Source organism: Hymenobacter coalescens, from assembly GCF_054783195.1.
Window position 1 is genome coordinate 23131 of the sequence record NZ_BAAGRA010000024.1, and the last position, 11744, is coordinate 34874.

11 protein-coding genes are annotated in these 11744 nt (G+C 63.9%); 2 read left to right on the forward strand and 9 right to left on the reverse strand.

Annotated elements, in window-relative coordinates; genetic code table 11:
• Positions 1–131 precede the first annotated feature (131 nt).
• From ACYVKQ_RS21195 to sdaAB, 9 genes are all read right to left on the reverse strand, one after another.
• Positions 132–1835 carry a catalase gene (locus ACYVKQ_RS21195; RefSeq protein WP_460677365.1) on the reverse strand — a complete coding sequence of 568 codons (1704 nt, stop codon included), beginning with the start codon at positions 1833–1835 and terminating at the stop codon, positions 132–134.
• A 168-nt stretch (positions 1836–2003) separates the two neighbouring features.
• Positions 2004–3161, reverse strand: coding sequence for an MFS transporter (locus ACYVKQ_RS21200; RefSeq protein ID WP_460677366.1), 1158 nt, complete (start codon positions 3159–3161; stop codon positions 2004–2006).
• A 268-nt stretch (positions 3162–3429) separates the two neighbouring features.
• On the reverse strand, positions 3430–3858 hold the full coding sequence (locus tag ACYVKQ_RS21205; RefSeq protein WP_460677367.1) for an EamA family transporter: 429 nt from the start codon (positions 3856–3858) through the stop codon (positions 3430–3432).
• 3 nt (positions 3859–3861) lie between these two features.
• On the reverse strand, positions 3862–4275 hold the full coding sequence (locus tag ACYVKQ_RS21210) for a DUF4259 domain-containing protein (protein ID WP_460677368.1): 414 nt from the start codon (positions 4273–4275) through the stop codon (positions 3862–3864).
• A 29-nt stretch (positions 4276–4304) separates the two neighbouring features.
• Positions 4305–4730 (reverse strand): hypothetical protein, encoded by a 426-nt coding sequence (locus tag ACYVKQ_RS21215; protein WP_460677369.1) that lies wholly within the window; start codon positions 4728–4730, stop codon positions 4305–4307.
• Between the two features lie 40 nt (positions 4731–4770).
• Entirely contained in the window at positions 4771–5760 is a 990-nt protein-coding gene (locus ACYVKQ_RS21220; protein ID WP_460677370.1) for an NAD(P)H-dependent glycerol-3-phosphate dehydrogenase, read from the reverse strand.
• 212 nt (positions 5761–5972) lie between these two features.
• Positions 5973–7382, reverse strand: coding sequence for an efflux RND transporter periplasmic adaptor subunit (locus ACYVKQ_RS21225; RefSeq protein ID WP_460677371.1), 1410 nt, complete (start codon positions 7380–7382; stop codon positions 5973–5975).
• Positions 7383–7504: 122 nt separating this feature from the next.
• On the reverse strand, positions 7505–9037 hold the full coding sequence (locus ACYVKQ_RS21230; RefSeq protein WP_460677372.1) for a TolC family protein: 1533 nt from the start codon (positions 9035–9037) through the stop codon (positions 7505–7507).
• A gap of 61 nt (positions 9038–9098) precedes the next feature.
• Complete coding sequence (gene sdaAB, locus ACYVKQ_RS21235) at positions 9099–9779, reverse strand: L-serine ammonia-lyase, iron-sulfur-dependent subunit beta (protein ID WP_460677373.1); 681 nt, start codon at positions 9777–9779, stop codon at positions 9099–9101.
• 203 nt (positions 9780–9982) lie between these two features.
• Between sdaAB and ACYVKQ_RS21240 the strand changes: the two genes are divergently transcribed.
• Both ACYVKQ_RS21240 and ACYVKQ_RS21245 read left to right on the forward strand, forming a co-directional pair.
• The gene (locus tag ACYVKQ_RS21240) at positions 9983–10972 is read left to right on the forward strand and encodes a tryptophan 2,3-dioxygenase family protein (RefSeq protein ID WP_460677374.1); all 990 of its coding nucleotides are present in this window, start codon (positions 9983–9985) and stop codon (positions 10970–10972) included.
• Between the two features lie 85 nt (positions 10973–11057).
• On the forward strand, positions 11058–11549 hold the full coding sequence (locus tag ACYVKQ_RS21245) for a hypothetical protein (RefSeq protein ID WP_460677375.1): 492 nt from the start codon (positions 11058–11060) through the stop codon (positions 11547–11549).
• Positions 11550–11744: the final 195 nt, after the last annotated feature.

An 11744-nucleotide genomic window follows, 5' to 3' on the forward strand; every position in this document is an offset into this window, starting at 1 on the left:
GGGTGCCGTGCCTGCGCACGAGCAGAGCCGCGCAACGAGCCGGATTTACGGCCCAATTCGCCAGCGCATAGCAACAAAACGGCCCGCCGAGCAGCTGCTCGGCGGGCCGTTTTACTTGGGGCCAACCCTGGTTAGTAAGGCCGGGCTTCGTGCCCTTGAGCTTCGGCTTGCGCCACGGCCCGCTCCTGCTTGGCTTCGTTGTACTGGTTGCCGCCCTGGGCCTTTTTGCCACTGCGGGCAGCCTGCAGCCCGGCGGCCAGGCGCTGGCCCCAGTCCGGGTCGCAGTTGGTGCAGAGCTCCACCATCTTGTCGCTGACGCGGCGGTCAGCGTCGGCCAGGGCGCCCACCATGTTGTTGATCAAGTCGTCCCGCTCCCAGTCTTCGTGCAGGCGGTACCGCTCGCCGGCCTGCTTGAAGTTATTTTGCCGGTCGATGGTCTGGCGCATGGCCCGCCCGGTGTACTCGGGCATGTGCTCTGGGGCGCTGCGGGGCGCTTCCTTCAGCCCGTTCAGCGAGCTGGGCTCGTAGTTGATGTGGTTGTTCTGGCCCGGCGCCGTATCCACGTGGTAGGCCATTTGGCCGTCGCGCTGGTTGGTGGCCACGTGCTTTTTCGGGGCGTTAATGGGCAGCTGCAAATAGTTGGTGCCCACGCGGTAGCGCTGCGTATCGGAGTACGAGAACGTGCGGCCCTGCAGCATCTTGTCGTCGGAGAAGTCCAGCCCGTCAACGAGCACGCCGGTGCCGAAAGCCGACTGCTCCACCTCGGCAAAGTAGTTTTCGGGGTTGCGGTTGAGCGTCATTTTGCCCACGGGCAGGAAGGGAAACTGGTCCTGCGGCCAGATCTTGGTGTCGTCGAGCGGGTCGAAATCCAGCTCGGGGTGCTCCCCGTCGGCCATGATCTGCACGCACAGCTCCCACTGCGGGAAGTCGCCGCGCTCAATGGCTTCGAACAGGTCCTGGGTGGCGTGGTTGAAGTTTTTGGCCTGGATGGCTTCCGCTTCCTGGGCCGTCAGGTTTTTGATGCCCTGCAGCGGCTCCCAGTGGTACTTCACCAGCACGGCCTCGCCTTGGGCATTCACCCACTTGTAGGTGTTCACGCCCGAGCCCTGCATCTGGCGGTAGTTGGCCGGGATGCCCCAGGGCGAAAACAGGAACGCCACCATGTGCATGGCTTCCGGCGTGTTGCAGATAAAGTCGAATATCCGCTCCCCGCTCTGGCGGTTGGTGACCGGATCGGGTTTCTGCGAGTGAATCAGGTCCGGAAACTTCATCGCGTCGCGGATGAAGAACACCTTCAGGTTGTTGCCCACCAAATCCCAGTTGCCGTCCTCGGTGTAGAACTTCACCGCGAAGCCGCGCGGGTCGCGCAGGGTCTCGGGCGAGTGGCCGCCGTGGCCCACCGTGCTGAAGCGCACGAACACCGGCGTCTGCTTGCCGGGGGTGTTGAAGAGCTTGGCCCGGGTATACTTTTCGATGGGTTCGTCGCCGACTTTGCCGTAGGCTTCGAACACGCCGTGGGCGCCGGCGCCGCGCGCGTGCACCACGCGCTCCGGCACCCGCTCCCGGTCGAAGTGGCTGATTTTTTCCAGAAACGCGTACTGCTCCAGCGTGGCCGGGCCGCGGCTGCCGATGGTGCGCAGGTTCTGGTTGTTGGTCAGCGGGTGGCCCTGCCGGGTGGTCAGGGTCTGGGCGCCTTCGCCCTCCGCCGTACGCGGGTCCTGGGAGGTCCCGGCGCCCGTCACGGCCGTGCCGGTACCATCGACGGGCAAGTGGCCGTTGCCGGTGTGGGAGCCGTTGTGGCCATTCTGCGGAGAATTGGGCTGTTCTGGAGTCATGGGCGTTTGGGTTGAGGGTTGTAGATGCTATACCCCCAAGATAGCCATTGTGTTTGTTCTTTCGGAGAATAATTCTCCACTAGCCCGCGCGCGGCCCGTAAAAAAACGGCACGTCCGGCCGGGGCAGATGCCCCGGCCGGACGTGCCGTTTTCGTCGGTTTCCTGCTTTTACAATTTGGCCCGCGAGGCCACGCCCGCCACGCACAATCCCATCAGAGCGATAAGCGAATAAGAAAGGCGCAGGCTGGTAGCCCCGGCCACGAGGCCGATGACGGGCGGCCCGATCAGGAAGCCCAGGAAGCCGATGGTCGACACGGCCGCCAGCGCCATGCCCGCCGGCATCACCGTGGACCGGCCGGCCGCGCTGTACACCAGCGGCACCACCGCGGAAGTGCCAAAGCCCACCAGCATAAATCCGAGCATGGCCGTGAGCAGCGTGGGAAAGAGCACGGCGATGAGCAGGCCCAGGGCCGTCAGGCAGCCGCTGAGCTGGATGACGGTGCGCGCCCCCAGCCGGGCCGTGAGCCAGTCGGCCCCAAAGCGGCCCAGCGCCATGGTGCTCATGAAAGTGGTTAGCCCCGCGCCCACCCAGCCTTCTTCGGCGTGCACGACTTTCCGGAAGTACACGTTGCTCCAGTCGAACATGGCCCCCTCGCAGATGAGCGCGCAGAAGGCAATGGCGCCGAGGCTGAGCAGGGTGCGGTCGGGCAGCACGAACAGGGGCTGCTCCTCCGCTTCGTCGCGGGGGCTGGGCGGCAGCAGCGCGCCGTAGCTGAGCACCACGCCCAACAGAATCAGCGCCAGGATGAGCAGGAAATGGAATTCAGGCTGAATACCCCACCCAATCATGGCCGTGCCGATGGCCGCGCCGGTAAAGCCGGCCAGGCTCCACATGCCGTGAAACGACGCCATGATGGGCTTGTCGTACAGGGCTTCTACGCCCACGGCCTGGGTGTTGATGGAAATGTTCATCAGGTTGCTGGCAAAGCCAAACAACACCAGGCAGGGAACCAGCAGCCACTGCGTCGGGGCCCAGCCCAGGCCCACGAGCACCGTGCTGTAGAGCACGGCCCCGGCTATGGCGGTGCGGCGGCTGCCGTACTGATGAATCAGCCAGCCCGAGAGCGGCAACGATGGCAGCTGCCCCAGCGGAATGGCCAGCAGCAGCAGCCCCAACGCGGCGTCGGAGAAGCCCATGCGCTGCTGAATAGAGGGAATGCGCGAGGCCCAGCTCGCGAAAATCAGTCCTTGCAAAAAGAACCACGTCGCCACGGCCAAGCGGTGCGTACGCGGCGTTATATGTTGCGGCAATGCCAATGAAATCATGATGTTCCCAGCGAAAGAAGCGTGCAAAAGGGCGCCAAGCGGCGCGGTTTTGGGTGGGATGGGGAGGCGTGAACGGGCAAAATTACGGCCCCAGGCGCAAAGCGTTCGGGCCGGGCTGAATTACAAACGTTTGCGACCGAAATAATTTTTTTGGACGCCTTCGAATGGGTCACCGTCTTCCGGTCCTGGTCTTCCCGCAAGCCCGCAAAGCAACGGGCCGCTACCCCGAAGGAGCAGCGGCCCGTTTGCGCGTGGCGGCACCCGTGCGTTAGTGCCCGCGGGCCAGCAATGCAATGCCGCCCACGATGAGCAGCAGCCCGAGCACCTGCGGCACGGTCAGGGCTTCCCGCAGCACCACCAAGCCGAGCACGGCCGTCAGCAGCACCGAGCCGCCCACAATCACCGGCGTGCCGACCGAGGATGGCACGCCGCGGCTGAACACCACAAAAGTCAGAATTTCGGCCAGCCCGACGCCCAGGCCGGCCAGTGCTGCCAGCCCCAGGCCCTTGCCGGTGAGCAGCAGCGGCTGGCCCTGCAAGCGCAGCTTCAGCAGCCACACCGCGCCCAGGGCAGCGGCCACCAGCTGCAGCACCACCGCGCCCACGGCGGCGGGCACGTGGTCGGCGGCCAGCTTGATGAAGAAGTTGTAAAAGGCCAGGGCCAGGGCCGTGAGCAGGGCCAGTACAAGCCAGGGCATGCGCTAGTCCCCGTCGTCTTCCAACTGCAGGCGCGCCAGCAGATTCTGTTGCAAGGCCTGCCAGTAGGCGTAGTTGTCGGTACCGGCCCAGCGCTGCTGCAGCTCCGAGCTGCGCAGCACGGCTTCCACCGCGTCAATGGCCAGTTCCTGCAGGTCTTCCTGCCCGTCGGCGTCGAGCTGGGTGGTGGCCGGCAAGAGGCCCACGGGCATGTCCGGCGCCGGCTTGCCGATGATGGCGGCCACCAGCTCGGCTGCGGCCAGGGCCTGACTCGCCTCGGCGGCCTCAATCTGGCCTTCTTCTTCGGCCACGGTGGCCAGGGCTTCGTAGAGCACGGCCTCGTTGGGTCTTTTACGGAAATCCTCGGCGAAGTCAGCCGCCGCGTCGTTGTCGAAGTTGTGGTAGTCCCAGGTGGCCATTGGTGGGGGTCGGATGAGTGTGGTTAGACTTACTGCGGAGCAATGGTGAAGGTTCGGGAAACCGCGGTAGCGGGCTTGCCTTCCACCACTGCGCTGTACTTGACGACGAACCGGTATTGCCGCAGGTGCTGGTCGAACAGCGTAGGCAGCAATCCTTTGGCGTGGGCGGCGGCGTAGGCGTTGTAGCTGATTATGACCTTTTCACCCGGCTTTAAGCGTCTGATCAGGCTGGGGCGCTTGGTGCTGAATGATTCCGGCGTATTGGAGAATATGTCATCATCGAGTTCCTCCCAACGGCCCGCACTCAGGTACTCCAACTTCAACGCGCACCACCGCGCGCCGGCCGAGTTGTTGGTTACCCCAACCGTCAGCGGCTCCGGATAGGCGTAGGCCGTCCTGCTGGTGCGCAGCAGGACCTGCCCGTAGCTGGGGGCCGCCACGAGTGCAAGAGTCACTATCCACCACCGGGAACCACTACGCCAGGTCATAAAAAACTTATCTGAACTTCTCCTTCAGCAGCTCAATTTCCACGGCCGGCGCAATCTTTTCGTAGAGGATGTGGTAGGCCGCCGAGGTAATGGGCATGTTTACCCGCAAGTCCTTGTTGACCTCGTAGATGCTCTTGACGGCGTAGTATCCCTCGGCCACCATGTTCATCTCCATCTGTGCCGACTTTACGGAGTAGCCGCGGCCCACCATGTTGCCGAAGGTGCGGTTGCGCGAAAACTGCGAGTAGGCCGTCACCAGCAAATCACCCAGGTAGGCCGAGGCCGATAGGTCGCGCGGCTGCGGGTTCAGGGCGTAGAGGAAGCGCCGGATTTCCTGCACCGCGTTCGACACCATCACGGCCTGAAAATTGTCGCCGTAGCCCAGGCCGTGGGCAATGCCGCAGGTCAGGGCAATGATGTTTTTCATCACGGCGCAGTACTCGATGCCGTCGAGGTCGGCGGCGGCGTGGGCCTTCACGTAGCGGTTGCGCAGCAGCAGGGCAAAGTCTTCGGCCAGGGCCAGGTCGGGCGAGCCGATGGTCAGGTAGCTCTGCTTCTCCAGGGCTACTTCCTCGGCGTGGCAGGGGCCGGCCACCACGCCCAGCCGCTCGCGGTTGACTTTGAACCGCTCGCACACGTAGTCGGTCACCAGCTCATTGCGCCCCGGAATCATGCCCTTGATGGCCGAAATGATGCGTTTGTTCTTGAACGCGTCGCGGTCGAGCTTGTCGAGCGCCTCCTTCACGAAAGCGGCCGGCACAGCCAGCACCACCCAGTCGGCTTCTTTCACCACGTCTTCCAGGTCGGTGGAGGGAAACACGCGCGTCAGGTCAAACTGCACCGACGAGAGGTAGCGCGGGTTGTGGCGGGTGGTGCGCAGGTGCTGCACGTCCTCTTTGTGGCGCAGCCACCAGCCCACGCGGGCGCCGTTTTCGGAGAGGATTTTGGTCAGTGCGGAGGCCCAGGAGCCGCCGCCAATCATGGCAATTTTTTCCAAGGGGAATGCAGGGAATGGGAGTCGTGGAAGGTAGCCCGCGGCCGGGCTTCGAAGCCCGGCCGCGGGCCAATACGGCCGTTCGCCGGCTGGCCCACGCGAAGCGGCACCTCGCGTTACGGCGCTACAGGGGCCGATTTTAGCTAAAAAAAGCGAGAGGCCGGGCCGAACATGGTTCAGCCCGGCCTCTGCCGGCGGGGGCGCAGCCGTCCGCGTTAGTCGTCGTTGTCTTGCTCGCCCTCCTTCAAGGCCGCGCGGTTCAGCGACTTGGCATCCTTCACCACCACCAGCGCGCCGTCCTTGAGGGTTTTCGACACGGCCCGGAACGGCCCGCTCACAATTTCTTCCCCGGCCTTCACGCCCGAGAGAATTTCGATGTGGTCGAAGTCGCTGATGCCGGTCTTGACCGGAGTGAGCACGGCCTTGCCGTCGCGCACCACGAACACCACTTCCTCGATGTCGCCCTTGGGCTGGGCTTGGTCGGCGCTGCCGGCGTTGCCGCCGCGGCCGCGGCCCACCTTGATGCCGCCTTCCTGTTTGTCGTCCTTTACCAGGGCGCTGTCGGAGCGGGTGGTCACGGCGGCCAGCGGCACGGCCAGGGCGTTGTTTTTGCGGTCGGTGATGATGTCCACGGAGGCCGTCATGCCCGGGCGGAAGGGCACCACCGTGCGCCCGTTTACGGTGCGCACCAGCTGCCGGTACGACTCGGGCAGCAGGCGCACGCGCACCTCAAACTCGGTCACGGCTTCGGCCGTCAGCGCGTCTTTGGCCGTGTTGGCAATACTGGTGACGATGCCGCGGAATTTCTCGTTGCGCGCGGCGTAGGCATCCACTTCCACCACGGCGGAGTCGCCCAGGTCCACGTTGCTCACGTCGTTCTCGTTCACGTTCACGCGCACCTCCATGGAGTTTAGGTTGGCGATGCGCATGATTTCGGTGCCGGCCATCTGCGAGGTGCCCAGTACTCGTTCGCCGCGCTCCACGTTGAGCTTGCTGATGGTGCCGCTCACCGGGGCGTAAATGGTCGTTTTGTTCAGGTTCTTGCGGGCTTCTTCCAGGCCAGCCTGGGCTGAGCGCACCGAGCTTTGGGCCGCCCGGATGCTGGCGCGGGCCGAGTTGATTTCCTCCTGCGAGGCGTCGTAGGCGGCTTTGGCCTGCTCGTATTCGGCCTGCGAAATTACCTTCTGCTTGTAAAGAGAAGCATTGCGGCGGAAGGTCAGCTCGGTTTGCTTGGCCGAAGCCATCAGCTGCTGCAGGCGCGCCTGCGTCTGGCCCACGTTGGCCTGCTGGGTGCCCACCATGGCCGATTGCTGGTTGACCATGGCCTGGTAGTTATCCGGCCGGATGCGCAGCAGCAGCTGGCCTTTGCGCACGGAGTCGCCCTCGCGCACGTACAGCTCGGTGATTTCGCCCGACACGTCCGAGGAAATCTTCACCTCCGTTTCGGGTTGCACCTTGCCCGAGGCGCTGACCTTCTCCACGATGTTGGCCGGGGCGGCCTTGGTCGTCAGTACTTCGGTACCGGCCGGCTTGCCGATCCAGCCTTTCTTTTTAGCCATCATCCCCAACCCGACGCCGACTACCAGCAGACCGAGCAGGATGAACAACAAGCGGTTGTTTCGCATATATCAGTGTTTGGAATGTGCAGAATGCAGGTGCATGTGCGGAATGTGGTGGCGTGCGCTTGGTCATTTCGGTCGACCTGGAGCACCTCATCCACATTCCATCACATTGGTCACGTCAAAGCTTAGAGGTTCAGCGGTTTGCCCTGGTAAAACTCGAGCACCTTGCGCCGGAAGATGTACTCGTACTTGGCCTGAATCATGCTCGATTCGGCCGCGCCCAGGTTGTTCTTGGCCTGGTTGAAATCCGTGCCGTTGAGCAGGCCGTTGTTGAAGCGGATTTCAGCGTTGCGGTAGGCCGTGGTCAGCGCCTCCACCTGCCGCTTATTGGCCGCGTAGCGGCGCTGGGCCGCCAAGGCATCGGCGTAGGCCTGCTGAATGGTTTGGCGCAGCGTCAGGCGCGTCTGCTCGGCGCGCAGCTCCGCCTGCTTCACCCCGATGACCGAGCGCTGCACGTTGGTGCGCACTTGCCAGCCGTTCAGGATGGGGATGGTCAGGTTGAAGCTGAGCTGCTTGCCCAGGTTGTTTTTTACCTGCGAGCCAAACCCCTCCGACAAGGTTTCGAAGCGCGGCTGCTCAATGCCCGCGAATACCCCGGGCACCTGTTGCGGCCCCGTGGGCGTAATCTGGTAAATAAACCCGGCCGGCACGATGGTGGAGTCGCCGGTGAACTTGCGCGCGAAACGGGCCGACGAATAGCCCGAAAAAATACTGGCGCCAAAGCTCAGGCGCGGGTAGTAACCGCCGCGGGCCACCTCCACCCCGCGCATGGCGCTCTGCACCCGCAGGTCGGCGGCGCGCACCTGGGGCTGGTTGCCCTGGGCAATCTGGTACGTGCCCTCGGCGTCGGCGTCCATGGCCGGCATTTCGTCGGGGTCGGGCAAATTCGGCACCACGATGCTGAACCCGGCGCTGCGGGCCGCGTCCAGGTTCAGAAACTGCGTTAGCTGCAGGCGGGCCAGGTCGCGCTGGTTTTGCGCCGTCACCACGTTCACATCGTCGGAGGCTAGCTGGGCCTGCGCGTCGAGCAGATTGCTTTCGGCCACGGCCCCGGCGCGCAGCAGCTTCTGCGTGCGTTCAATCTGTTGCTGGGCGGTGTTGACGCGCAGCTGATTGGCGCGCAGCAGCTCCTCGCCCAGCAGGTACTGCAGGTAGGCCGAGGCCACGTTCAACGACAAGTCGTTGCGGGCCTGGTCGATGTCCTGCAGGGCGGCCTGGTAGTCGAGCCCGTTGCGCTTGATGGTATTGCGCACCTGAAAGCCCGAGAACAGGTTCAGCTGCGCATTGGCCGAAAAGTTATTGGCCCGGGTGGTCTGGTTCTGAAACGTGAAGGTCAGCGGGTCCACGTTGGTGCCGTAGTTCCAGGTCTGCGAGGCGCTGGCGTTGGCCGTAGGCAGCTGGTTGAAGCGGCTCTGCCGCAGCGTGGCTTCGCTGATTTCGGCCGAAAGCTGCGCTTGCCGCACGTTTAAGTTGTTGTTGAGCGCGTATTCCACGGCCTGCATCAGCGTCCAGGGGCCGGTGGGGGCCGGCTGTGGCACGGCCGCGGCCGGCGGCGACGTGGGCGTTTGGGCCGCGGCGGGCAGCGCCAGGCCCAGCACCGCCAGTGCCACAGCCCCGCGGGCGGCGCGGCGTAACAGGGTCAGGTCAGTTTGTTTCATCGAGCTGGTAGGCAAAGTAGTCGGTCGAGATGCGTTCGTCAGGCAGTGGGCGGCGCGGGCGTTAGTCGATGGCGGGGATATAGCGCACGGCGTGCACCCAGCGCAGGTGCCGCAGGTATTGCAGCGAAATGTCGGACAGGGCCGAGTCCATCTCGATGAACTGGCGCGCCACCTGGTTTTTGCCCTTGCGCGACACGTTCATGGTGGCAATGTTGCAGTCGTCGTGGGCAATGACGTCGGCAATGAAGGCAATGGAGCCCTTCACGTCGTCGGCGTCGATGATAAGCGTGTGCAGCGCGGCCGAGAAGTCGCAGGGGAAGCCGTCGACCTCCACGATGCGGATGACGCCGCCGCCCCGGCTCTGGCCGATGACTTCCACCTCCGTGCCGGCGCGCTCGTCGCGCAGCTGCAGCCGGATGGTGTTTGGGTGCATGGTGGAGGCGTTGCCCACGCCCTGAAACGAGTACTGCAGCCCGGCCGCCTTCGCGTGGTCGAACGCCTCGCGGATGCGCTTGTCGTCGGTCGGGTAATCCAGCAGCCCGGCCACGATGGCGCGGTCCGAGCCGTGGCCCTCATAAGTGCGGGCAAACGAGTTGTAGAACGTGATGGTGGCGTGCGTGGGCAAGGAGCCCAGCACCCGGATGGCAGCCCGGGCAATGCGCACCACCCCCGCCGTGTGCGAGGAGCTCGGCCCGATCATCACCGGACCGATCATATCAAAAATTGAGCTTTTCTCAGCCATAATTCAGCCTGTAGGCGGGCTAAAGGTACTGAGCCGCGCTACAAAACCAACTTGGGTGGCGCATCGGCCGGGGCACCTTCCTCGGCTGATGCGCGAATTGCACAAAAGGATGCCCGGGAACTGGCGTTTTCCCGTCTTTTTCGTTCTTTGTGACTTCCCACACCACCCACCCACCCTACCTCCTTCTCTCCTTCCCCCCATCCATGTCAAACCAGGAAGAGTTTTCGCCCGCGGTCCTCACCCAACTGCGGCGCTTACAGGAGAAGTATGCCTCTGACGACCAGGATTTAGCGGCTTACCTCGAAGGCCTGTACCACGCCGACTACGTCAATTACTGGGACTACATCGAGCTGGACACGCTGCTGTCGCTGCAGCGGCCGCTGACCAAGATTCCGGACGAGCGCATCTTCATCATGTACCACCAGATTACGGAGCTGTACTTCAAGCTCTGCTTGGTCGAGTACGAACAGATCGGCGATTTGCAGCACCCCGCCCTGGGCGAGCTGGTGCTGCGCCTGGGCCGCGTCAACCGCTACTTCGAAAACCTGATCGACTCGTTCGACGTGATGGTCGACGGCATGGACCGGCAGCAGTTCCTGCAGTTTCGCATGGCCCTGATGCCGGCCTCCGGCTTCCAGTCGGTGCAGTACCGCCTCATCGAAATCAGCTCCACCGACCTGAGCAACCTCGTCGACAAGGAAAAGCACCGCCTGCTGGGCGAAACGGCCGGCCACGATGAGCTGATGGGCTGCATCTACTGGCGCGCCGGGGCCACGCTGGAAACCGACGGCGCCAAGACCCTTACGCTCAAGCAATTCGAGCAGAAATACCACCAGCAGCTGCTCGACCACGCCGCCCGCTTCCGCGAGCGGAACGTGTGGGCCGTGGTGCAGCGGCTGCCCGAGGAGGACCGCCGCCACCCGCGCCTGCTGCGCCAGCTCAAGCAGCTCGACGTGAACGTGAACATCAACTGGCCGCTGATGCACTACAAGTCGGCCGTGCGCTACCTGGAGCGCCAGGCCGGCGACGCGGTGCCCGCCACCGGCGGCACCAACTGGCGCAAGTACCTGCCGCCGAAGTTTCAAAAGCGCATTTTCTACCCGCAGCTGTGGTCCCAGCAGGAATTTGAGGACTGGGGCAAAAGCTGGGTCGACAAAGTGCTGGAGGAAACGGCCCTGGCCAGCACCCGCTAAGCCGAACGCGCATACTAACCGCCCGGGGACGTTCGTTCCCCGGGCGGTTTTGTTATATTGCTGCCCAATAGCCACCAGCCCGCCTATGAAACGCCTGCTCGTAGCCCTGCCCTTGGCCGCCCTCACGCTGCTCGGCACCCTGGCCCACGGCCAGGCGGGCGGCGCGGCCCCGCTGAACACGCTGCCGCGCTACGGCGGCCAGCCCAAGTCGAAAGCCCTGCGCAAGCTCGACCAGGAGTTCATCAACCAGTCGCTGAAGCAGTACGGCAAGGACCGCCGCGCGGCGTCCGAAGGCAGCGTATCGGAGGGCTGGAGCCGCTTTTACGCCAGCGACCTGACCGCCAGCATCAAGCGCTTCAACCAGGCCTGGCTGCTGGACTCGACCAACGCCAACGTGTACTACGGCTTCAGTGCCTGCCTCACCGAGCAGGGCGAGGCTGCCGCCGCCCACCGCTACTTCCAGCTGGCCCAGCGCTACGACGTGCAGCACCAGGGCGCCAGCAAGTACTACGAGCGGCTCACGCTGTATTACCAGAGCCGCAAGCAGACGGCGTCGCGTAGCGCGGGGGCAGTGTAAGCAGTTTCATCTGTTTTTGTATCCGTTTTCAGGTCTGTGCAGCGTACTGTACAGACCTTTGTTTTTCAAACCGACCTGCCCCCTTCAGCAGCGTAAGTGTACGAACTTATATTACAATCATGACCAAAAAATGGCATTGCTACGGAGCGTAGATTGCCGTAGCTTCGGGGTATGCAATGTACGCGGTGCGGCAGC